The organism is Methylosinus sp. shoA (genome assembly GCF_059718125.1).
This window is the reverse complement of sequence record NZ_AP046091.1, coordinates 2,468,896-2,492,447: the sequence shown is the minus strand read 5'-3', so window position 1 is coordinate 2,492,447 and position 23,552 is coordinate 2,468,896. Positions and strand designations below refer to the sequence as shown.

Genomic DNA, 23,552 nt, shown 5'->3' with positions numbered 1-23,552 from the left:
TTTCACGGAGCCGGCGTAAATAATTGATTAACCATAAGGCTTGTACCCTGCCGCGAATTCGGTAAAATGCTTGACTCCGAATTGAACGGCTGGATGTCGATGTTGCGGTTTCTCGATAGCAATCGCGCGATTCGCCAAGTGGAGGCCCGATCGCAGTCATGGAAGATCGGCGGCCAGGAGATCGTGCTGGGCGACTGCGAGGACGAATTGGCCAGGATGGAGGCCGGAAGCGTCGACGTCGTCGTCACGTCGCCTCCCTACAACATAGGTGTCGCCTATCGCTCCTACGACGACAGGAGGCCGCGCGAGGAATACCTGGAGTGGCTCCGACGGATCGCGAGCGCTATCGGGCGCGTGATGCGGGAGGACGGATCCCTCTTCCTCAACGTCGGGAGCACGAACGCCGACCCGTGGCTGGCGATGGACGTCGCGAACGTCTTCCGTGAAACGCTCACGCTCCAGAACAATTTCACCTGGGTGAAGTCGATCAGTATCGGCGCCGATTCCGTCGGCCACTTCAAGCCGATCGCCGGCCAGCGCTTCCTCAACAACAACCACGAGTCGATCTTCCATTTCACGAAGACCGGGAGCGTGAGGCTCGACCGCCTCGCGATCGGCGTCCCCTTCAAGGACAAGAGCAACATCGCGCGGTGGGGACACGATCGCGACAGACGCTGCGCCGGCAACGTCTGGTTCATCCCCTACAGGACGGTGCGCTCGAAGGCGCAGAAATTCGACCATCCGGCCGGGTTCCCCGTCGAGCTTCCCGAGCGGTGCATCCGCCTGCATGGGAAGGCGGTGGCGACGGTCCTCGATCCCTTCCTGGGCGCGGGGTCGACGTTAGTCGCGGCTCGGCGTCTCGGCTGCGCCGGCGTCGGGATTGAGATTGATCCCCAATACGCCGGCACGGCCATGGAGCGCCTACGCGCGTCCTAGCTTCGGCCCGAGGACCCTGCCGAAGGCACGGCGCAGCCGGGTTTCCCAGCCGCCGTTGCGGTAGTCGAAGGCGTATTTCGGAATGCGCCGCAGGTCGTCGGGCGTCAGTTCCAGCTCGCCGGTGAGGCGATTCAATTGGCGCTGCAACTTGACGAGGAGGCCCTGGAAGCCGCCGTCCTTGGCGGTCTCGGGGGGCTGCTTCAGGATCTCTTCGGATTCTTCCGACATGAGAATGACCTTCATCTGTCGTCCTTGGGCATCGAGGAGCAGGATGTCGGCGCGTCGGGAGGAATCGTGGCGCTCCGACATTAGGTAGCGGACCCGATTCCAGAACGAATTTCAAGCGGCGGATACTTAGTGTAAACTATAGCTTGGCAGTTATACGCGAATTTTTCGTTGTCGCCCATGGAGTTGGACGTGACGCGGCAGCAGTATTTCTCTGGTGGATACTGCGGACGGGTCGGGTGAAATCGGGGATGTCGACGAGCGTGCTATTCGGCGAGGAGGGAGGTAGAGGCGGGCGGGCGATCTCCCTCAATCTCCCGAGGGCGTCGTTTCCGAAATAGCCATAGTTTCCGGACCGCGACCCAGCCGCCGGCGAGGATCGCCATTCCTGCCTGGATCGCGATAGGCGGGGCGTCACCGTGGTATCCCGGCTTAGACGCTATGAAATTGTAGGCGGCGACATCGATCGCCAACGCGTCCAGCCACCATGCCGTCAGTCTCGCCCATCTGCGGACGAGCAGCCATGCCGTCGCATTGCCGAGCATGAACGCGTCGAACGCCCAGTGCCGTCCTTCGTATGATTGACAAAGGCGAACGCAGGCCCGGTCGAGGCGCGCTGCGCGCGACCTTGACCCGGCGAGTCGTCGGCAGCTGGGCTATCCCCCATAGGCAATGCCCACAGGTCGGCACTGCCCCATTTCAGGAAACGTCTTGACGGGTTATGAGTTAGTACTCATGATTACCGGCGGATGGAAAAACTGCCACGCCCTGCCCGGCCCCTGCGTTGGATTGGCTCCAGCCGCAAGGACTACATGGAGTTCCCGCCGAGAGTGCAGGACAATTTCGGATTCGAATTGTTCTTGGCGCAGACGGGGCAGCACCCACCATCAGCGAAGCTGCTAAAGGGCTTGGGAAGTGGCACGGTCGAACTGGTCGATGACTTCGACGGAGACGCCTACCGGGCCGTTTACACGGTGCGTTTCGCGTCGGCCGTCTACGGTCCTGCACTCCTTCAAGAAGAAGTCGAAGCAGGGCATCAAGACCCCGCAAAGCGACATCGAACTGATCAAGCGGCGTCTCAAGGACGCGGAGGCGGATCACGCAGCACGATTGAAACAGGAGAAAAAGTCATGAGCGAGGAACACGTCGAGGTTTACGAAAGCGCCGGCAATGTGTTTGCCGACCTCGGCTTACCTGACGCCGAGGCCCATTTCCTGAAAGCGCAAATCGTCGCCGAACTCTACCGTCTCACCACCGAACGGAAGCTCACGCAGGCCAAGGCCGGCACGCTCATGGGGATCAGCCAGCCGGAGGTTTCCCGCCTGTTCAAGGGCAATTTTCGGGAATATTCGGTTGACCGCCTGATGGCGTTCCTGACCGCTTTCGACCGGGACGTGGAGATCGTCTCCCGCCCTCGGACGAGGAAGGCCAAGGACGGCGGGCGCGGGCACATCACTTTCAAGCCGGTGGCGGCGTAACGAAGATGAGAGAACCCGCCCTTTTCTCGCGCCGAAAATCGCCGCCGTCGTCGTCAGCTGAGAGATTTAGGAGACCTTCCTAATGTAAAGCTCGCCAGCCGTGTTGATTCCCTTCGTCCATTCCCTGTCCGTCCAGTACACGCCTTTTATAGAAAGGCCGTCGTCGTCGCTGATGACATCCATCCAGGCAGCACCAAAATGAACGCTTGCATCGGTAGAATGCGGGACTCGAACGACGGAACGGTACATATAGTATAGCCTTGGATATCCGTTTTCGCCGTCTTTAACTGGCTTGAAAGTAACAGTGAAAGAATCGGAGTACACATCGCGTGGTATCAGCTTCATGGATACATGCAGCAGTGTCGCGTTGATTTCGACATCGACATCCTTCACGAAGCCCCCAACCGATTGGTAATTCAAATCGTTAATATTAAATGATATCCCCTTGTCGGAGGCCGCTTCTCTGAGTTTCGCCAACACTCCCCAGTTTGAAGATATGGTTCCGGTCCACTTACCGTGGATGTAGGGGAAAAAGTGCTTTTGAACGAATTTAAATTTCCAAATCCATTTGAAAGCAGGGCTTTGTCCCATCATAACGATGATGAGCGCGGACAGCGTCGCGGATTGGTTCGCGGCTTTCGCCATCCCGAGGGGGCCGTCGGCGTGAAGCACATGTTCTATGGCGATGCCGGCCATTGCAGATATGAACAAGAAAATTGGTAGGATTTTGCGCAATTCGAGGGCCTGATACATCTTTCGCGGGCCTTTCTATTGTATATCGTGGTTAAGGCTACCACATCTGGTTTGGCTTCGGCAAAACGAGAGAATTTTCCATGGGCGCAAAGCACAACGCGCATAAGGTCTTCTGTGGGGCTCCCGACGCCCCTGATTTCGGCACCGCTTCCCGTATCGACGACAAGCGCATCGAGACCCTTCGAGAAACACGAGACTTGGCGCGTACCGCTATCGCTGAGGGATTTGGCGAGTGGGGCGACTTCGTCAAGGCGAGCGTCGTTTTCGATATGTCATTCGTTCGGCGCTCCGGACAGCTCCCCGCCCTGAAGCCAAAATTCAGGGGGCAAGGCAGCTATAAGTACGGCACCATGAACGAGCCGGCCCATCAGCCTCCGCAGCAGGTTGACTTCGACGACGGCGTGTTCCTCCCCACGTCGTACATCCGGCTCCAAGGCATGACGAGACCGGCCAGCCCAGTCGTGACCAGCGACGGCTATTTCAAGCTCGTCGAGGCGATTCTTATGCCCTTGTGCGCGGACAATGGATGGGAGTTGGACACCTCCAAACCGTCTTGTGTGCGGATCGTCATCGACGATTCAAATCATCTCGATTTTGCCTTGTATGCCGTGCCAGATGAGCAGTTTGCGCATATGTCTGCTCAGGCAGCGGCGGCGATGGATTCCGCGCTCGCGAAGAGCCAAGAGGCACAGTTGCGCATCAATGAACAAGTCTATCGTGACTTGGACCCGGCACAGATCATGCTCGCCCACCGCACAGAGGGCTGGAAGCCTTCTGACCCGCGCGAACTGGAAAAATGGTTCCAGGACGCTGTCGGAACGCACGGTGAGCAGCTCCGGCGGGTCTGTCGCTATCTGAAGGCGTGGCGGGATTTCACCTGGATCAAGGGCTGTAAGCTCTCATCCATAACGCTCATGGCATGCGCCGTAGAGGCGTTCGACGCCGTAAACGGCACGATCAGCGACAAGCGCGACGACACCGCCTTGCTGATTGTCGCCCGGAAGCTGCCAGAGCTTTTTGGCCGACCGGAAGGCATCAAGAATCCGGTTCTTCCGGAACTTGTCTTGAACGATAACTGGGACCAGGACTGCCGTGACGCCTACATCGCCGCGGCGAATAACCTCATCAAGCGAGTGTCCGCCGCGATCGAGAACGCCGAAAGCTGCGCAGACACGCTCGATCAGCTTGCCAGCGTGCTGGGTTCCAGAATTCCGGATGACGTGGACCTTGTTGTCGCTGAAGCCAGCGCCGAGCTCGCCGTGAAGCAATACCCCGCTGCAAAGGTTCCTGCGCCGAGCGTTTCAAGGACCACGTCCGGCTAAATGGAAGAAGCTTCCAGGCTCATCCATGTGGCGATGATCGCCGCAGGATTTGACCGAGACCGCTCTCATACGACCGGGCTACGGTTCGCGGGCTCGATAGTCGTGGCCGGGAAAGCGATTTCCGTTGCGGTCGTTTTTCAGGGGGAGAGTCTGACGACCCTCCCTCGTTTATGGCTCACCAACCGGACGCAAGACCTGCCTCACGCGATCGCTCACATCGAAGAGGGAGATAGGGTTTGTTACGCCCGTGAAACCGATCTGCTTCTCGATCCGTTTGACCCTCGGCAGTCTGTTGCCAACTGCCTTGCCGCCATGCGCAGGAGCCTCGATCGACTCGCCCGCCTCGATTTGACCGAGGAAATCGCTCAGGAATTCCCGCAACATTGGCTCGGCAAAAGCTGCATCTACACGACGGCGGTGTGGAAGCGGTCAGACCGAGCCTTCGTCTTTAAAGTCCCCCGTGGCCGCGATATCACGATTCTGGTGCTCGCGCCGGACGCAGGCGATCTCCGCTCTTTTGGCCTGCGGGGCGCTGATTTAGAAAAGGCGAAGCGGGAAGCCTTGCCGACCCAGGTGTTGAAAACCGCCGCTTCGCTCACCTTTCATCATCCGCACCGCCAACCCAATAATCTCGCCGAACTGTGCGCATGGGCGAAATCGATCGACCCAGCTCTGGAATGCGAGATTATCGACGCTCTGTCCGCCCAGGACAAAGATCGGCTTTCCGTTTTCATCGCCGGTCCGAACGGAACGGTTGGCGCAATCGTGACCTTGCCGCCGTTGCTCAAGAAAGCAATCCAGCGGCCGAGCTTTCTGAATTCATTGCTCAGGAAGAGGGGGGCAGAAATCGAGATTCAGCGTCTCTCGGGCGTTCGCGCCGACAACGAATTCCTGTTCTCACGGAACCTCGGGGACCCGCCAAAATTGGCGGGAAAGCGGATCGCCATCGTCGGCATGGGCACACTTGGCGGAGCCCTTGCAAAGGGAATCGCTCAATCTGGCGCTGGCCTGAACGGTGGACGCCTTGTCCTCTTCGATCCGGACGTGTTGTCCCCCGGAAACATCGGACGGCACTTGCTTCCCATGAGCTATGTCGGCCTTCCGAAGGCCGAGGCTTGCAGAGACTTCATCCGTTCGCTTTACCCGGACAATGACATTGGTGCGGTGAGCGCGGACGTGCTTGCGCAGTTGGACGCGTTGAAGAGGTTCGAGCTGGTGATCGACGCGACGGGCGACGAAGCGGTTGCCGCGAATCTCAACCGCCATCTTTTTGAGGCGGGCGGACCGGAAAAGGGTTGTCCCGTTTGGTTGCATCTTTGCCTTGTAGGCAACGGCGTCGCTGCTCAAGGCCTCCTCGTGGATTCACCAGAATATGCCTGCTATCAGTGCCAGAAACTTCAAGACGGCGCCCATCGTTACAAGGTCCTGCACCCGGATCATCCCGCGATCGTCACCCCCGCCAACTGCAATGAAGGCTCATATTTTGCCTACGGAGTCAGCGCGCCTACCATCGGGGCCGGGCTCGGCGTCCAGATGGCTTTGGATTGGGCGGCAGGCAGGCCCTCACCGCGTTTGCGCACCATCCGCATCGTGCAAGAGGCGACGATAGCCGTGAAGGATCAGAACCCGACGAGACGGCCGGGCTGCCAAGTTTGTGGCGGCGTGAATTGAGCGAAACCCTCGTTCTAATTCATTACGCCATCGTCGCCTTATGCGAGGCGCAAGCTTCCGAATGCGCGGGAAGAAACGAAAGGGGAGGAATCCTGATTGGGTCTTTGCGTGGTCCCCACATCGAAATATTGGATTTCACCGAAGCTGGGCCAAACGATTCATCGCAGCCCTTCCGATTCATCCGACAGGACCCAAAGCATCAAAGGGCCGCGACAAGGGCTTGGAGAGAGTCAGACGAACGGAAAACCTTTCTGGGGGAATGGCACACCCATCCGTCGGGGGAGCCGACACCATCGAGCATCGACACGGCGAGCTGGCGAAAGCTGGCCCGGCGGCAGAATACCCCAATGGTCTTCATCGTCGTCGCTCCCGGAAAATGGTTGCCCTACTTAGTTCGACCTGGGTTCTTCCGGACCAGAGTCGACGTGCTTGACGAGATCGAAAAGGGAGCAGAAGGGGTCGTTTTTCGCGTTCGGCCAGCGAGAGCCTGACCTGCTCCGCCGCCAGCACACCGATCAGCAAGCGCCCGCAGGTGCAGCCAAGCCATTCGATCAGTGCGGCGGGACATTATCGTGAGGACAACGCCGCCACCGAGCGCCCTAACCGCCGAAGCCGTCGGCGTGAGTGAAACCTTCGAAATTGGTCGCGACGACCCAGGTCGCGCCGGCGCGTGAGGTTGCCGGATCGCGCAGGATACGGGGCGCGTCCAATCGATAGCCGGTGAAGGGGCAGACGTCGTTTCAGAATTGCTCGATGTTCATGGATGTTGCAACTGTTGGCCAAAATCTCTATTTCGTCTAACGAGGAGAGTCGCAATGCCGAAGCCGATCCATGAAACTTCCGATATCCCGGTTCAGCCGAGCATCAGGCGACGCGCGGTCATGGATACGGCGCGAGAGCTCGGCCTACTGGGCGGCGAGAATGGCCGGATCGGCGGGCGGGTTCGTCGCGACCTCGTGGCGGCCGCGAAGGAGAAGTCCGGTATAGCCTCCGATACCGAACTGCTCGAATACGCGCTGGCGAAAGTGGCGCTCGAGGACGACTTCGGCACAAAGCTCGTCCGTCGTAAGGGCCGGATTGCCCGAGATATCGACCTTGAGCTTTGATCTCGCGCGTGCGCTTCGGCGGGTCAAGCCGCAGCGCAAGGCGGGCGCGATCCCGTTGCGCCCGCTCGAGGCCCTGCCGGTTGTCGAAGCGCCGGTTTCCGCGGGCTCCGAGCTGCTGCTCGATACCTGCGTCTACATCGACGTGCTGCAAGGGCGCACGCCGGCGAGCGTCGATGAGCTGCTCGAGACGCGTATCATCAACCACTCCACGGTTTGCTTGGCAGAGATGACGCACCTGTTCGGCCGTCTGGATCCCGCTCATCTCGGCACGAAAGATGTGCTGCGCGAGATCCGACGGACGATCGAGGATATTCCCGGCCATCGCATCTCATCGCCGTCGGAGACCGCGATGGGAGAAGCAGGGATGCTGGCGGGTCTGGTCGCGCGTCTCCTGCGTTTCGAGCGAAGCGAACGGACGCTATTGTTGAACGACGCGAGCCTCTATCTCCAGGCGCTCGAACGCGGATGGACGGTTCTGACGCGCAATGTCCGGGATTTCGACTGTTTTGACCAAATTCTTCCGGTAGGCCGGGTGCTGTTCTACGCGCAGCAACGCCAATCTGGCTCGACATGACGAAGCGCATCGAGGCGCGAGACTCTCGCCAGTCAGCGTTATGTGCTCGAGCCGACAAGCCTTGCCGTCATCAAGTACAACACTGCAGATTCAGCGGTCGTCGCATGAAGTCGATCGGCCGTTCGAGGCCGCACGCCGACGGTGCAATTAAGGCGCCGCCTGCGACGGCGTGTCGACGGCTTCCGGGGATTCCTGCGATTGGCGCGCCCCGCGTCGACGCGAGCGCGCGATCGTCGCCCGGCCATCGAGGATGTCGGCCATCTCGTCGGCGACGCGATCCGCCGCCATCCGCAGGGCTTCGTCGATATGGATATAGCGCTGGGTCACGCCCCGCGAGGCATGTCCCAACAGCGCGGCTATAGTCAATTCGGAAAAGCCGAGATCGCCGGCGAGACTCGCGAATGTATGGCGCAGCGTGTGCGGCGTGACGTCGACGAGGCGAGCGCGCTCGCAGATGCGGTCGAGCACCCGGACGACCCCGATGAAATGCCCCTCGCCCCAGTCGGCGGGAAAGAAGAACGGCGACTTTGCTTCGGGCCGAGCGAGGAGCAGGTCGATGGCGGCCTGTCCGATCACACGGGTCTGCGCGCCGCTCTTCGTGTCCGGAAATCGGATCGCGCCCTCTTCCTCGTCGAGCCAGCCGCGTTCGACTCCGAGTCCTTCCATGCGGCGGAAGCCTGTCATCAGAAGGAAGCGGATGGCGGCCAGTGCGGTCGGATGCTCGCCGTCCTCGGCGGCGGCGCGCAGCGTCTGTCCGAGACGCTCGATCTCGACGCGGCTGAGCCGCCGTTCACGGGGCGCGCTGGCGAGCCGGCGAACGCCCTTGGCGGGGTTGCTCGGGATTTTGCCGACGCGCACCGCATGTTCGAAGATCGCGTGCAGCGTCGACAGCGTTCGGGCGGCGACCCCTTCGCCCCCGGTGGTCGCGCCGCCGCGGCTGCCCTTGCGCGCCTTCGCGGTCTTCCCGGCGGCGATATCGGCCTGGGCGGCTTCGATATCTCCGAGTTTCAGGGAGCCGACCTGCCGCCGTCCGAGCAAGGGCTTGATGTGGGAGTCGATCCGGCTGCGGTCCATCGCCAAGGTGGAAGCTTTGATCGGCCGCCGGCGCCGGCCGAGGATGCGGCCGGCTTCGGCCTCGGCGAGATACCAGTCACAGACCTCTGCGACAGTGACGCGTCCTTCGGCCTCCGCTTCTGCGGCAAAAGGGTCAAGTCCTTTGGACACCGCGACCAATTTCTCGTGCGCGAGATCGCGGGCTTCCTCGACGGTCATCAAACCGAACCGGCCGATGACCGCGCGGCGCGGCCTGCCGTCGGGCGTGCGGTAATGGATGACGAAGCTCTTGAGGCCCGACGGCATGACCTGGACGCCGAAGCCGCGCAGCTCCCGATCCCACACGAAATGCTCTCGAACCTTGACCCCAACCTTCGAAGGTTTGGGAGCCTTGAGGGCGTCGACGATCCGTTTTGTGAGCTTTTCGGAAGCCATATCAATCACCTGCTGCAAATCTGCTTAGAATGACCAGATTATACCCCTGATCGGAGCTGATTCCAAGCAGTTCGGAGCAAGTCGGAGGCCACTCGGGCGTAAACACAGCGGCCTAGCGTTCATATAATATATTGTTTTATAGTCATATTTCGTAGACGGGCGAAGCGCGTCGCTGCGCAGCGAAGGCTCTGGGGCACCTTGCCAAGGTTGGGGTCGAGGGTTCGAATCCCTTCGCCCGCTCCAAAATAGACAATATATTCCAGAGCGTTATGAAAAGGCCGCCGCAAGGCGGCCTTTCGCTTTTCCAAAGTGGTGTCCACATGGTGTCCACCACCTTGGAACGGGCCGTCAGCGCCACTGACTCCCTCTGGCGATCCTTCATCGTCGACAGTCCTATGTCCGAGGAGGTCGTCGCGTTCCACCTCAGCCCGTGCATGGCACGACCCCGCGACCTTGCTCCAACTCCGATTCCGGCGCCCAGCGGAACGAAATCGGCGACCGCTGTCGGGCTCACCGGCGTGCCTCAGATACCAATCGCACACATCCACAACGATTGCGCCGTCGCGGACGGCGTGACGATCCGAGTCGGCCACCTCGGTGACGGCCGCCAGCTTCTGGCGCGCCTGGGCCCGGGCCTGTTCGGGCCCCAGCACCCCGCAAGGACCAAGAACCAGCCGTCGGGCCGCTTCCAAACGGGCTCCGTCCCTCCCGAGGCATTCCACGCCCACGCGGTGGTGAATATGACTCTACCGTTCGAGGAACACCACCGATACAATGCTGAAGTGCTTCCCCGGCAGCGCGATCTCATGGAGCGGCCCTTCTTCTCGCTCGCCAAGGCGAAGCGCACGACGCCGATCCTCTACGAAGCGGCCGGCGCGCGCGTGGAAGTCCTCGCCATGCCCGAGCACGGCATGGCGACCATATGGGACGCCGACGTGCTGATCTGGGCGGCGAGCCAGATCGTCGAGGCCGAGAACCAGGGTCTCACGACTTCCCGCTTCCTCCGCTTCACGCCCTATCAGCTCCTCAAGGCGATCGGACGGGCTACCGGCGCGCGCGACTACAAGCTCTTGAAGGGCGCGCTCGCCCGCCTGCAGTCGACCGCCATCTGCACCACCATTCGCAACGGTGAGCATTGGCGCCGCAGTCAGTTCTCCTGGATCAACGAATGGGAGGAATGCGTGACGCGCGACGGCCGCGTCGAAGGCATGGAATTCGTTCTCCCGGAATGGTTCTACCGCGGCGTCGTCGACCGCTCGCTCGTGCTCGCCATCGATCCTGCCTATTTCCGGCTGACGGGCGGCGTCGAACGCTGGCTCTATCGCGTCGCCCGCAAGCACGCCGGTCAGCAAAAGCAGGGCTGGGCCTTCGACATCCCGCATTTGCATCAGAAATCCGGCAGCCTCGCCAGGCTCAGGGATTTCGCGATCGACATCCGGCTCATCGTGTGCCGGCAATCGCTGCCCGGTTATCACCTGCGGATCGAGCGCGAAGGCCGGCGCGAGCTGCTCCGCATCCTGCCCGCTAACTTATCCATAGCCCCTGTGGATAAAGCTGTGGAAACGCTCGGGATTTCGGGCGCGCAAGGTATCGGGATTTCGGGCGCAGCCCTATCGGGACTTCGGGCGCGCGGAGGGCAGCTAACCCTCTGGCCCGAAGAAAAAATCCCGGCTCTTAACTTAGAGTCTAACATAGACTCTAACTTTTCTTGGCGGCCGGCCGGTGTGGAAAACACATGTCGGAGCGCGAGGTTTCGTGAACCGGGGCCTGTTTTCGCGAACCAAAGGCCCAATTCCTGTACCGAGCCCACGAACCTCGACCCGAAGCTTCTGCAAAAGCCTTCGACATCCGGGCTTTCACGTCGATCGCCTCTCGCTCCACCTCTTGCGATTTGTGACGCCGCTCAGTCCACAAACCCGGACCATTCCAAAGCGAGTTCACAAACCAGGGACCAAGCGGTTTCCGACAACTCGTTGGAAAGACGCGAATCCGGACGGCAGCGAATTCACGAAACCTCGAACACCGACAGCACGTCCGAGCGTTCGCGCAAACCGAATCGCCCTTCTGAGAAGAATACGCCTGATACGACTTTCCGTAAATCCGGCTTTACGGACGATGCGACTTTCCAAGCGCCTGCTCCCTTCGGCGAGAGGGAAGGAGGCGCGTCATGATCGTCGCGCTGCTGAACCAAAAAGGCGGCGTCGGCAAAACGACGCTCGCCCTACATCTCGCCGGCGAATGGGCTCGGCAGGGAAAGCGCGTCACGCTGATCGACGCCGATCCTCAGGGCTCGGCATTGGACTGGTCGCAGCAGAGGGCGCGTGAGAACCTCGCGCGGCTGTTCACTGTCGTCGGCCTGCCGCGCGACACGCTCCACCGTGAGGCGCCCGAGCTGGCGCGCGACGTCGACCACCTCGTCATCGACGGTCCACCGCGCGTCGCCGGATTGATGCGCTCGGCGCTGCTCGCCGCCGATCTGGCGCTGATCCCGGTGCAACCGTCGCCCTTCGACGGCTGGGCGTCCGCCGAGATGCTGGCGTTGCTCGGCGAGGCGCGCATCTATCGTCCGCAACTCGCCGCCCGTTTCGTTCTGAATCGCTGCGCCGCGCGCACCGTCATCGCGCGCGAGACGGTCGAGACGCTCGCCGATCACGATCCGCCGGCGCTTTCCGCCACCATCGGTCAGCGCATTGCCTTCGCCGACGCCGCGCAGACCGGGCGGCTCGTCTGCGAGCTCGCCGACGACACGCCGGCCGCGCGCGAGATCGTCGCGCTCGCTGCCGAGATCGGGAGGATCGCGCCATGACGATCTTCGCCGATGTGGAGGGCGATCGCTCGTCGTTCGCCGACGGAGGCGCCGCATGAATGAGCGCACTCCGAAGCGCGGTTCGCTGCGCGTCCCGGCGACGCCGAGAGCTGGATCAAATCGGCCGACGCTCCCGCCCGGCGCGCGAACGACGCCGGCAAATTCACCGCGCGCCTGACGATCGACATCACGCCGGCGCTCCGCGGCCGCATCAAGGTCGCCGCTTTTCGGCGCGGCGTCACCGTCGCCGACATGCTGCGAGACCTGCTCGCGCGCGAATTCCCCGACGATCCCGGAGAGACATCATGAACGACAACGAGCCACAATCCGCTCGCGTCGAAGCGCCGTCGCTTCGCGACGCCGCGCCTCTCACCCATGTCGAGCTGACGTGGATCGAGAAGAAGGTCGAGTTCCGGATTCGCTTCGGCCATCGCGCCGCAGACAAGATTCTCGATCGCCGCCGCCGCATCGCCAGCTTTGCGCCGGGCAGCATCTTCTGCTTCGTCCGATGGGCGTCAAATGACTACGGCACGGTGATTTCGCGGATCGACGTCGTGCGCGCCGTCGGAGCCGGAGAGCGCTATCAGACGCTTCCTTTCGTGCGGCCCGGTGGCGAGATCCTGCTCCGCGTCGACGCCTGGCCGAGGGTCGAACGAGCGCTTCAGGCGATCGACGCCATAGAGGCGATCGGCGTCGATCCGGCCGACGCGTCGCCCGACTATTGGCGACATCTTCACAGCCGTCTCGCCGTCGGCGACGAGCCGCGCGCCTACACGCGCGAGCAGCATGACGCTTGGTTGAAGCGTCGGACCACCGCGCCATGATCCGCCTCGGCTATGTCACGGCGACGCTCTCCTCTGTGCTGCTGATCGGCGGTCAGACCCTCGTTCCCGTCACGCCACGGCTTGTCTGGAACGCAACGGCGAGCACGCCGACGGGACTCTATGCGCTTCAACCCGCCGGTCACCTCCGTGTCCTGGAACTGGTCGCGGTCCGACCACCGGAACCCATCGCACGCTTCCTCGCCGACGGCGGATTCCTGCCGAAGGGCGCGCTGCTCTTGAAGCATGTCTTGGCGCTCCCGGGACAGACCATATGCCGCGCCGGCCCCGTCGTCACTGTCGATGGCGTTGACGTTGGCGCAGCGCGAGATCGTGATCGTCTCGGCCGTCCGCTGCCGAGTTGGAGCGGCTGCCGGACGCTTCGGCCCGACGAGGTCTTTCTCATGAATCCGACCGTCCAGGACAGCCTCGACGGCCGTTACTTCGGTCCATTCCCCGTCACGTCGATCGTCGCTCGCGCGGTTCCGATCTGGACCGACGAAGAAGGCGACGGGCGCTTCATCTGGCGCGCCGCGGTCGACTGACACCCACAGGACTTTACCAATCATGGAGAGTTCCGATGACGCAGATCGGTCGATTCACCCGCACCAAGTCAGGCTATTTTGGCTCCATCCACACGCTGTCGCTCGGCGCCCAGATCGTTCTCGTTCCCTCCGACCATGGCGGCGCGGAGAACGCGCCGGACTACCGCATCCTGCTCGGCAACGACGAAGGACCAGAGATCGGAGCGGCATGGAAGCTCATCGGCGAGAAGGCCGGCGACTACGTCTCGCTGCTCCTCGACGATCCTGCCCTGGCGCAGCCGATCTGTTCCAGTCGAACGAAGACAAGTCGAGCTGGATTCTGCACTGGACCCGATTTCAACAGCGCAACGAGCGGGACTGACAACATGCGTCCCGCACTCCCGCTCATGCGCAAATCGGACCGCCCAAACCGTGCCTGCACGCGCGCGCGATTCACGCTCGTCCTTCTTATCGGCCTCGCCCCGACCTGCACACTGGGCGGAGTGCTGCCTGCAGAGGCAGCGCCGATCGAGCGCCCGACGGGTGGCGAGCCCTATGCGCTCCATGTCGCAGAGGCGGCGCGGCGCTTCGGCATTCCCGCGGCATGGATCCGGGCCGTCATGAAGTTCGAAAGCCACGGCGAGCGAGATGCCGTCTCGCCCAAGGGTGCGGTGGGACTCATGCAGATCATGCCCGACACCTGGACGGAGCTGCGCGCCCGTTACGCTCTTGCCGGCGACCCTTTCAACCCGCGCGACAACATCTTCGCCGCCGCGGCCTATCTTCGCGAATTGCACGAGCGCTACGGCTCGCCGGGCTTCCTCGCGGCCTATAATGCGGGACCGCGCCGCTACGAGGATTATCGCGACGGGCACCGGTCATTGCCATCTGAGACCGTCGCCTATGTCGCGGCGCTCGCCCCTCTCATCGAGGGAAATGATAGTGCTCGACCCGCCATTCGCTCCGTCTCTGGTCTGTCGCTGTGGATAAAGGCGCCGCTGTTCGTCGGACGGGACGACAGCAGACGCGCCGCCATTCATCCGGCGCCAAGTCGGACCGCAACCGACACGACAGCTGTCGCCGTCACGCGCGATATGTCCGCCATCGCGCCTCGCTCCGACGGCCTGTTCGTCGCGCTCTCGTCGACGGAGCATGTGCAATGAGCCAGCACCGCTGTTGCAGTCGGACTGCCGACCTTCGTGCATCGACGGGTCTCATCGCCATCTTTCGCCCGGCGTTGAAAGCGCGCAGACGCATTGCGAGCGCGGTTTGTGACCACTTCGCATTCCAGCGTTTCAGAGCGCAATGTCGCAAAGAGAGAACGGTGGAAGGCAATTCAGTGCAGATCACGACCGGACTACGGCGAGATAAAAGCGCCTGCCACGCCGGCAGACAAGTCGCTGTCGCGACTCGTCTTTCGTCTGGCAGGCCGGTCGGTCGTTGGCAGGTTTCGGCACATCCTCGCGGAGTTACAAGGTCTCAGCTTGCACACTACGTTCTCGCAGCCGCCGTTCGCCTCAGTGAGGCGCTCCGATGAGCCGGGAGGAGAATGACTTCCGCGTCCGGCCGGGCCGCGTCCGCGCGACCCGGGGGGCGAAACCGAAGAGCTTCGTGGCTGAGGTGCTGAAAGCCGCGCGCAAGGCCGGCCCTGCGACGCCGCATAGCGGCACGCGATCCGCTGCCGCTCGCTGCTCCTGCTTCGGGCGTGGGCGCGCCGCCTTCGGCCGCGCCCGCCTCTTCGATCCTGGCCGCCGAGTCGTCGTCAAGGCGCGCGTCGTCCGCCACACGGGGCGCAGCTTTCGATCGGCGCCGCTGTCCGCGCATTTTTCCTATTTGAAGCGCGAGGGCGTCAGCCGGGATGGCGAAAAGGGCGTGATGTTCGACGGAACGAACGACCGCGCCGACGATCGCGCCTTCGCCGAGCGATGCGACGGAGACCGACATCATTTCCGGTTCATCGTCTCGCCCGAGGACGCCGCCGAGATGACCGATCTCAAAGCCTTCACCCGCGACCTCGCCGGGCGGATGGAGGCCGATCTCGGAACGAAGCTCGATTGGATCGCTGTCGGTCATTGGAACACCGACAATCCGCACGTCCATCTGCTGGTGCGCGGCGTGGAGGAGACCGGCGGCGATCTCGTCATTGCCCGCGATTATATCAGCCGCGGCCTGCGCTCGCGCGCGGAAGATCTCGTCGCCATCGAGCTCGGCCCGCGCCCCGAACATGCGATCCGCTCGGCGCTCGAGCGCGAGGTCGACGCCGATCGCTGGACACGGCTCGACGCCGCCATCCGTTTCGCCGCCGACGAGGCGGGTCTGGTCGACCTGCGCCCGGCGAGTCCTGGTCTCGACGACCCCGAACTGCGCCGCCTGATGGTCGGCCGCATCCAGAAGCTCGAACGAATGGGGCTCGCCGCCTCCGCCGGTCCCGGCCGATGGATGATCGGCCTGGAGGCGGAACGCACGCTGCGCGATCTCGGAATGCGCGGCGACATCATCAAGACTATGCACCGCGCCTTCACCGAGCGCGGCCAGGACCGCGGCGTCGGCGACTACGCCATCGACGCGGTGCCTTCAGAAACGGCGATAATCGGGCGGCTCGTCGACAAGGGCCTGCACGACGAGCTGAGCAGAGAAGCCTATGCCGTGATCGACGGGACCGACGGCCGCGCCCATCATGTCCGCTTCCGCGGCGTCGAGGCGTTCGAATATGCCCCGCCGATCGGCGGCGGCGTCGAGGTGCGCAGCTTCGGCGGCGCCGACGATCCGCAGCCGACGCTCGTCCTGGCGACGCGCTCGGATTTCGATCTGGACCGCCAGATCGGCGCTTCGGGCGCCACCTGGCTCGATCACCGCCTCGTCGAGCGCACGCCGACGCCGTTGGCGATGGGCGGATTCGGCAGCGAGGTCCGCGAGGCCATGAAGGCGCGCGCCGTGCATCTCATTGCCGAAGGACTGGCGCAGCGCCGAGGCGGGCAGATCATTTTCCAGCGCGACCTACTCGTGACGCTGCGCGGCCGCGAGCTGAACGACGCCGCCGCGAAGCTCTCGGCCGAGACCAGCCTACCGCGCACGCCGGCCGCAGCTGGCGATCGGGTCTCTGGTGTCTATCGTCAGCGCCTCGCGCTCGCCTCCGGGCGCTTCGCCATGATCGACGATGGTTTCGGCTTCCAGCTTGTGCCCTGGTCGCCCACGCTAGAGAAAAAGCTCGGCCAGTTCGTCTCGGGGATGGCACGAGACGACGGCGGCATCGATTGGAGCATCGGCCGGAAACGAGGATTGGGCTTATGATGATCGGCGAGCCTCGTCGCCGGTTCACGACGCCATTATTTTGCGCAGCGCGAACACGCTTGAATGCGCCTGGACCACGTCTTCGTCTCGACGCCTCGCTCGATTTGAACGGCGGCGCCATGTCCGCCGCAAGGGTTCTCCGGGGCCAGATTCTCATCGTATCGCTTATCGTACTGACGACGATATGAGCGACGACCGAATGGACGGGCCTGGCGCCTCGGCTTCCAGCCGCATCTCGGACATCCCAGCGGCTCTCCCGAATGATTTGTTTGCGATTCGAAACCCAAGCCGCCGACCAAATTTCGCGGAGATCTAAAAAGCGGCCGCGTCCAGTAGACGTTCGACCCTCGTCACAGTAATATCCCTAACGTCGTATACGTACGCGAGCCTTTTCGTCGGAGATTGAGGCATGCAATTTGACCACCGGATTTTCGCTGCTTCAGTTGGTCATCTCCTATCGTTCGTGCGAACTCAGCAAAGGCCCGCAGCACGGCGCTATGCCAAAGCGCGAATAGCCAAACTGAGAACCTTCACGCTGGCCAGCAATCTCGTCACGTTGGCAACAGTGTGAAGCGCGCGCTACACAGCGTTGTGTATATTGAGGAAAGCGCCATGTGCTTAAAGCGAATACCCATCGATCGGCGGATTCATTTTACAGTAGTTTTTTTGCTTCTAACTGTAACATTAGCAAATGAAGCTGCGGCGTCCGCGTCGTATACTTATGATAGAGCCGGTCGCCTCACAACGGCTCTGTACGACAATGGCCTTTGCATTGTCTACGCCTATGACCAAAATGGAAATCGTTCGGCGCAATCCAATATCCCTTCTGGCGCGCCTCAAACGCCTGCTTGGGGCACAGGAAGTTGGGGGTGTTTCGATTGGGCGCCTCAATGAAAAACGCGCGAGATGCGGCTTCGGGAGGCTCGTCGGTGAGTTTGCCGAATATACGCATATCCTAATTGACTCACAGATTGTCGACGCAAGGTCGAACCAAGCTTTCACGGAGGCGTAGATGAAGGCGCAGGACGGGCGTGGCACGCTTGCTACAATAATGAGCATCATCATAGCCGCTGTGCTGCCGGCCCTCTTTTCGACCGGAGCTACGTTAGCAGCAACCGTCTCAGATCGAGACGCCGCGCGAAGCGTTATAGGTTCCGCGCATTTGCCCGAAGCGTTGGTTGCTACGACACAGACGTCTTCGGTCGAGGACGGCGTGCTTTCCGAGGCGATCCTCGCTTATGAAAACCGTGACAAACCCGACGATGTTGGAAAGCTGACCGGGTTTTTGGAAGCATACCCAAGATCTGGGTGGGCGCCTGCGATACTCACCAACCTGGGATATTTGTATCTCCATTTTGGATACTATTCCCGGGCGATCGACGCGTGGAAGCAAGCGTGGAGCCTCGGTAAAAATGCAAGCGATCCACGCGCCAGGGCTCTGATCGACGGAGCTGTTGGTGAACTCAGCCATCTTTATGCATCACTCGGCAAAATGGAGAATGTGGCTGCGCTGTTCAAAGACATCGACGGACGTCCCATCACAGGCTCGGCGACAGAGTCTTTGCAGACCGCACGCGATTTGTTAGTTCTATCCGAAAAGGATCCGCGACACCTTTTCAGCTGCGGTCCGATGGCGCTCAAAGCGCTTATGACCTCTTTGGGCGCCACGGCCGAACAGGTGAACTTCCTTCAATGGCACCATGCTCGACCTGGAGGGACCAGCCTGGAAGAAATCGGCCAGTTGGCGGGCAAGGCCGATTTCCCCTTCAAGCTGGTCTTTCGCAAGCCTGGTCAACAGACGCCGAAGTCAGCGATCGTGCATTGGAAGGTCGGACATTTCGCTGCGATAATCGGCGAAAATGCGGGTCGTTTTCATGTCGTCGATCCGATATTTCCCGGCCGTGCGATCTGGGTAACGCAAACGGCGCTCGACTCGGAAGCGAGCGGCTATTATCTCGTGCCAGCGGACACGACAATCGGAGATGGCTGGCGTTCGGTAGACAATCGCGAGGCGAGCTACATCTGGGGCAAAGGCCCGTCAGACGGCAACAGCCCGGGAGATGCGGGCGATCCAACTGCTGACGATGGTGGCTGCTCAAGAGGCATGTGCCGCTACAATATCAAGGAATCGGCTGTCGGCCTGACGCTTTCGGACACTCCGGTCGGCTATTCTCCTTCTATAGGTCCGTCGGCGACGACGTCTCTTTCCTACAATCAACGGGAAGATAGCCAGCCTCAAGCCTTCAACTTCTACAATATTGGTCCAAAATGGACGCTGAATTGGCTCAGCTATGTGACCGACGACCCGACAAACCCGGGCGCGAACGTCTCTCGCTATCTCACAGGCGGCGGCGCATTTTACTATACAGGTTACAATAGCGGCACCGGCCAGTTTACGGCGCAATATGTCGACGGCTCCATACTTACGTTGGTGTCGCAGAGCCCTATTCAATATAGGAGGATGCTCGCGGATGGCAGCTCTGAAATTTATGCGCAGTCCGATGGCGCCGCCGGCTACCCGCGCCGGATATTCTTGAGCCAATTGATCGACCCACAAGGAAATGTCCTGGCGCTCGGATACGATAATCAGCGCCGGCTCGTCTCGCTGACGGATACGACAGGACGTCAAACGAATTTCAGTTACGAACTATTCTCCTGGCCTCTGCTCCTCACGCGAATTACCGACCCGTTCGGTCGCAGCGCCAAGCTGAATTACGACTCTGCAGGACGCCTCGTCTCGATAACCGACACCATCGGGCTCACATCGAGTTTCACCTATGATTCCAATTCGCTCGTCAATTCGATGACGACGCCGTACGGAGTTACGAATTTTTCCTACACCGCTCCGGGCACGAGCGGCCCACCGCGCTTCCTGCAAGTGACGGATCCGCTCGGCTATAATGAACGAGAAGAATGGCTCGAGCCGGCGCCGATTCCTGGCAGCGAACCTGCCTCAGCAGTTCCACAAGGGATGCCGGTCGCGCCGGTCAACCAATATCTCGAATATCGGAACAGCTTTCATTGGGACAAGAACGCTTACATCTCGGCCGGCTGCACGCCGACCGGCGGATGCGACTACACGAAAGCCCGAGTCCGTCATTTCGCCCATGTTCCGAATTCGAGCCTGAAATCGACCAGCATCGAAAGCGTCAAGGAGCCGCTCGAAAATCGAGTGTGGTTCTCCTATCCAGGGCAATCGAGCGGCAATTTTGCCGGGTCCTTCAACAAGCCGATCGCGATCGGCCGCGTTCTCGACGACGGCTCGACGCAGCTCACCCAAAACGCTTACGACACGTCGGCCTTCTTCAATCTCACGCAAACGATCGACCCTGTCGGGCGCGCGACGCGATTTTCATATGCCCTCAATCAGATCGATCTTCTCGCCGTCACTCAGATGACGGTGAATGGCGGCCTGACGCCGATCGCGCAGTTTACCTACAACGACAAGCATCGGCCTCTCGCCTACACGGACGCCGCCGGTCAGACGACCGTCTACGCCTACACCGCCGCCGGACAATTGGCTTCGGTCACCGATCCGCTGAAGGAAACGACGAGCTACCAATATGATTCCGTCGGCAATCTGACGACGATCACCAACGCCAATGGCGCCACTGCGGCGAGCTTCACCTACGACACCTATGCGAGGGTGAGGACCTACACCGATTCGGAAGGATGGATCGCGACCTACGATTATGATGCGGCCGATCGCGTGACGAAGATCACCTATCCGGACGGCACGACGGATATCTACGTCTATGACAAGCTCGATCTCGCCACCTTCCAGGATCGCGAAGGCCGGCTATGGACCTACACGCATGACGCCAATCGACGGCTCACGAAAATCGTCGATCCGCTCGGAAATGAGACACAGCTCGGTTATAATGGCGTCAACGCGCTGACCAGCTTGACCGACCCCAAAGGCAATGTCACGAGCTGGACCTATGATGTTCGCGGTCGGCTCGCGACCAAGCAATATGCCGACAGCAGCACGGTTTCCTATGGCTATGAGACGACGACCAGCCGGCTCAAATCGGTGACCGACGCGCTCGGGCAGATCAAGCAATATGCCTATGCGAAGGACGATCGCCTCACGGGCGTCTCCTATTCCAACGCCGCGAACCCGACGCCGAACGTCGCCTTCGCCTATGACGCCTATTTTCCGCGGATCGCATCCATGACGGACGGCAATGGCGCGACGCAATATAGCTACGTCGGCGGCTTTTCCTTCGGCGCCTTGCGGCTGCAGCAGGAATGCGTCGTTCCGACCGGCGCATCGACCTGCGCCTATCAGATCGACTACGCCTATGACGCGCTTGGACGGCGGAGCTCGCGAACCGTCTCCGGCTCCGGAGCCGAGACGTTTCATTATGACGCCATCGGGCGGCTGACCGGCCATGCGAGCGATCTCGGCTCCTTTGCGCTGAGCTATCTCGGCCAGACCGGCCAGATCACTCAGCGCCTGCTCCTCAATTCGACGCTCTCCACGAACTGGAGCTACCTCCCCAACTCTGGAGACCGGCGTCTTGCGAGCATCGGCAATGTCGGGCTATCGGGGAGCCAATTCTCGAACTTTCAGTTTACGACGACGCCGGAGAATTTCATTTCCTCGATCACCGAGACGAGCGACGTGGCGCCTGTCTATCCTTCCGTGATGAGCCAGACGGCGAGCTACAACAATCTCAACCAGCTGACGAATCTGTCCGGGCAGTCGTTGAGCTACGACGCGAACGGCAATCTGCTCTCGGACGGGCAGCGCACCTACAGCTGGGATGCGGAGAACCGGCTCGTCGCCATCGCCTATCCGGGGCAGCCGGGAAAGGCCACTGCCTTTGCCTATGACGGGCTCGGGAGACGGACGACGATCGCCAACACGCCGGCGGGCGGCGGGAGTGCAGTGACGACCGGCTATGTCTGGTGCGGCTCGCAAATCTGTCAGGCCCGGGATGCGAGCAACTCGCCGACACGAGGGTATTACGCGGAGGGCGAATTCGTTCCCGGATCGCCTGTCTTGATGTACTATTACGGTTTGGATCAAATCGGCTCGGTGCGGCGGGGCTTCGCCTCGGTCACGAACGCGCCCGCGTTTAGCTACGACCCATATGGTAACGCCCTGCAGAGCACGACGCCGGTCACGGACTTTGCCTATGCCGGGCTGCAAAACCACCCCGCGAGTGGGCTCTATTTCGCCGCCTTTCGCGCATATGATCCCGTGGCCGGGCGTTGGCTCAGCCGCGATCCGATCGGGGAGGCAGGAGGTTTGAGCCTCTATGCGTATGTCGAAGGAAACCCGACTGGATACTTCGATCCGTTTGGCCTGACCGTGGCTGGAGCCCTTCGCGGGATGAGCTGGGGTGGGTACATCGGAGCGGCCATCGGCGAACTCATCGACCCCGCCGGGGGAGGTGTCCCCGGGTACTGGCTGGGCGCAACGACCGGTGCAGTCATTGGCGATTGGTTGTCTGGGCCAGACAGAGACTACCCGAGTGCGAATGCTGCTTTCCGTGGGGCAAAAAGAGACGCCGGCATCCCGATGTGTCAGCAACCTGACAACCAGGGCCCAAATAGAGATCGAAATGGAAATCCGCAACCTGGGCGGCAGTATCAATTCGGAAAGACGACAATCGCTAACGATGCAGCAGGACACAATTACCCGGACAATCCGACACAGAACCGGGGCCCCCACTTCAACATACGCGGACAAGGTGGTCACTATGGCTACTAAGCGATTTGTAAGCGTCTGCGACATTCGGAAAGATAACGACTTCTTTACAGCTGACAACCTTCCTTGCTGTTTGAGTGCGGTTGGATATATTGATAACAACTGGTCAGACAAAGCAACTGTCGTCGAGGAGGCGCTTAGCGTTATAGCGCAGCGAGTGGCGACGACTTATCCAAACGGGCGCCACGTGCTTTTTGCGCATAGTGGATGGTTGGAAGACAGCAGGGTTTCTAGATACAAGAAACTATGGAGCCGGATGTCAGACAAGGGCATTATTCTGCCAGATGGCGCACGTTCTAAAGAGGTTATGCGCAGCCGACCGCACGGAATACTATTCAGTGGCTTTATTGAAGTCAACTATCTAGATTATACTGTAATTACTCATTTACTGTTGGATCATAACAACTTTTTCCTGATGTTCTGTGATTCTAATGAAATTGACAGCATCGGTAAGATATTTTCTAGGTCCGACGCTGTCGACCCGCGTATGGGGTTGCTAAGTGAGAATGGTTGGTTGGTTGAGGTGCTGTGCAGCAGGAAAGCAAGTATCTATCGACCATACGCTTGGGTTGATGAGCGGTATTCTGGGCTCGTATACATCTTTAATTCAGAATGGTTCATTTATTCATAGGCCAATTTCTGAGTAGGTCATTGAGCTACGACGCGAACGGTACAACGCAACTATAGCTGCGACACGGAGAACGGGCTCGTCGGCATCGCCTCCGGGGCAGCCTGAGAAGGCCACAGCGTTCGCCAATGACGGGCATGGGAGACGGACGGCGATCGTGATTACGCCCTCCGGCGGAGGGAGCGCTGTCACGACCGGCTACGTCTGGTG

At 61.1% G+C, this 23,552-nt stretch carries 18 protein-coding genes and 2 pseudogenes; 17 read left to right on the top strand and 3 right to left on the bottom strand.

Features of this window, described 5'->3' with window-relative positions:
- Positions 1 to 81 precede the first annotated feature (81 nt).
- Complete coding sequence (locus tag AC6IW9_RS11275) at positions 82 to 936, top strand: DNA-methyltransferase (protein ID WP_497763853.1); 855 nt, start codon at positions 82 to 84, stop codon at positions 934 to 936.
- On the opposite strand, the gene AC6IW9_RS11270 is transcribed toward AC6IW9_RS11275, so the two are convergent.
- On the bottom strand, positions 922 to 1,179 hold the full coding sequence (locus AC6IW9_RS11270) for an aspartyl-tRNA synthetase (protein ID WP_497763852.1): 258 nt from the start codon (positions 1,177 to 1,179) through the stop codon (positions 922 to 924). The two genes, AC6IW9_RS11275 and AC6IW9_RS11270, sit on opposite strands and share 15 nt — an antisense overlap.
- Positions 1,180 to 1,910: 731 nt before the next feature.
- On the opposite strand from AC6IW9_RS11270, the gene AC6IW9_RS11265 reads away from it, so the two are divergent.
- Positions 1,911 to 2,639: an XRE family transcriptional regulator gene (locus tag AC6IW9_RS11265; RefSeq protein WP_497763851.1), complete on the top strand. Its 729-nt coding sequence runs from the start codon at positions 1,911 to 1,913 to the stop codon at positions 2,637 to 2,639.
- A 66-nt stretch (positions 2,640 to 2,705) separates the two neighbouring features.
- Here AC6IW9_RS11265 and AC6IW9_RS11260 read toward each other — a convergent pair whose 3' ends face one another.
- Positions 2,706 to 3,392, bottom strand: a complete 687-nt coding sequence (locus AC6IW9_RS11260; RefSeq protein ID WP_497763850.1) for a hypothetical protein — start codon at positions 3,390 to 3,392, stop codon at positions 2,706 to 2,708.
- A gap of 80 nt (positions 3,393 to 3,472) precedes the next feature.
- On the opposite strand from AC6IW9_RS11260, the gene AC6IW9_RS11255 reads away from it, so the two are divergent.
- The 5 genes from AC6IW9_RS11255 (at position 3,473) to AC6IW9_RS11235 (ending at position 8,065) form a co-directional block, all read left to right on the top strand.
- Positions 3,473 to 4,714 (top strand): CBASS cGAMP synthase, encoded by a 1,242-nt coding sequence (locus AC6IW9_RS11255; RefSeq protein WP_497763849.1) that lies wholly within the window; start codon positions 3,473 to 3,475, stop codon positions 4,712 to 4,714.
- Complete coding sequence (locus tag AC6IW9_RS11250; RefSeq protein ID WP_497763848.1) at positions 4,715 to 6,385, top strand: ThiF family adenylyltransferase; 1,671 nt, start codon at positions 4,715 to 4,717, stop codon at positions 6,383 to 6,385.
- Positions 6,367 to 6,876 carry a Mov34/MPN/PAD-1 family protein gene (locus tag AC6IW9_RS11245; RefSeq protein ID WP_497763847.1) on the top strand — a complete coding sequence of 170 codons (510 nt, stop codon included), beginning with the start codon at positions 6,367 to 6,369 and terminating at the stop codon, positions 6,874 to 6,876. The genes AC6IW9_RS11250 and AC6IW9_RS11245 overlap by 19 nt, the downstream gene beginning before the upstream one ends.
- A 324-nt stretch (positions 6,877 to 7,200) precedes the next feature.
- A complete protein-coding gene (locus AC6IW9_RS11240; protein WP_497763846.1) occupies positions 7,201 to 7,491 on the top strand; it encodes a hypothetical protein in 291 nt (96 codons plus the stop codon).
- Positions 7,481 to 8,065 (top strand): type II toxin-antitoxin system VapC family toxin, encoded by a 585-nt coding sequence (locus AC6IW9_RS11235; protein ID WP_497763845.1) that lies wholly within the window; start codon positions 7,481 to 7,483, stop codon positions 8,063 to 8,065. Before AC6IW9_RS11240 ends, AC6IW9_RS11235 begins: the two co-directional genes overlap by 11 nt.
- 147 nt (positions 8,066 to 8,212) lie before the next feature.
- Here AC6IW9_RS11235 and AC6IW9_RS11230 read toward each other — a convergent pair whose 3' ends face one another.
- The gene (locus AC6IW9_RS11230) at positions 8,213 to 9,553 is read right to left on the bottom strand and encodes a site-specific integrase (protein WP_497763844.1); all 1,341 of its coding nucleotides are present in this window, start codon (positions 9,551 to 9,553) and stop codon (positions 8,213 to 8,215) included.
- A 740-nt stretch (positions 9,554 to 10,293) separates the two neighbouring features.
- Here AC6IW9_RS11230 and AC6IW9_RS11225 point away from each other — a divergent pair.
- The 10 genes and pseudogenes from AC6IW9_RS11225 to AC6IW9_RS11180 all read left to right on the top strand — a co-directional run.
- Positions 10,294 to 11,301: pseudogene (locus AC6IW9_RS11225) on the top strand (replication initiator protein A); the annotation flags it as partial.
- A 419-nt stretch (positions 11,302 to 11,720) separates the two neighbouring features.
- Positions 11,721 to 12,359 (top strand): ParA family partition ATPase, encoded by a 639-nt coding sequence (parA, locus tag AC6IW9_RS11220; RefSeq protein WP_497763843.1) that lies wholly within the window; start codon positions 11,721 to 11,723, stop codon positions 12,357 to 12,359.
- 114 nt (positions 12,360 to 12,473) lie between these two features.
- Positions 12,474 to 12,668, top strand: coding sequence for a ribbon-helix-helix protein (locus AC6IW9_RS11215; protein WP_497772500.1), 195 nt, complete (start codon positions 12,474 to 12,476; stop codon positions 12,666 to 12,668).
- Complete coding sequence (locus tag AC6IW9_RS11210) at positions 12,665 to 13,183, top strand: DUF2840 domain-containing protein (RefSeq protein WP_497763842.1); 519 nt, start codon at positions 12,665 to 12,667, stop codon at positions 13,181 to 13,183. Before AC6IW9_RS11215 ends, AC6IW9_RS11210 begins: the two co-directional genes overlap by 4 nt.
- A complete protein-coding gene (locus AC6IW9_RS11205; protein WP_497763841.1) occupies positions 13,180 to 13,725 on the top strand; it encodes a S26 family signal peptidase in 546 nt (181 codons plus the stop codon). Before AC6IW9_RS11210 ends, AC6IW9_RS11205 begins: the two co-directional genes overlap by 4 nt.
- A gap of 35 nt (positions 13,726 to 13,760) precedes the next feature.
- Positions 13,761 to 14,086: pseudogene (locus tag AC6IW9_RS11200) on the top strand (DUF736 domain-containing protein).
- Between the two features lie 4 nt (positions 14,087 to 14,090).
- Positions 14,091 to 14,867 carry a lytic transglycosylase domain-containing protein gene (locus AC6IW9_RS11195; protein WP_497763840.1) on the top strand — a complete coding sequence of 259 codons (777 nt, stop codon included), beginning with the start codon at positions 14,091 to 14,093 and terminating at the stop codon, positions 14,865 to 14,867.
- Positions 14,868 to 15,237: 370 nt separating this feature from the next.
- Positions 15,238 to 16,995 (top strand): relaxase/mobilization nuclease domain-containing protein, encoded by a 1,758-nt coding sequence (locus tag AC6IW9_RS11190; protein ID WP_497763839.1) that lies wholly within the window; start codon positions 15,238 to 15,240, stop codon positions 16,993 to 16,995.
- Between the two features lie 1,012 nt (positions 16,996 to 18,007).
- Complete coding sequence (locus AC6IW9_RS11185; RefSeq protein WP_497763838.1) at positions 18,008 to 22,717, top strand: RHS repeat-associated core domain-containing protein; 4,710 nt, start codon at positions 18,008 to 18,010, stop codon at positions 22,715 to 22,717.
- A complete protein-coding gene (locus AC6IW9_RS11180; protein WP_497763837.1) occupies positions 22,707 to 23,345 on the top strand; it encodes a hypothetical protein in 639 nt (212 codons plus the stop codon). Before AC6IW9_RS11185 ends, AC6IW9_RS11180 begins: the two co-directional genes overlap by 11 nt.
- The last annotated feature ends 207 nt before the right edge of the window (positions 23,346 to 23,552 follow it).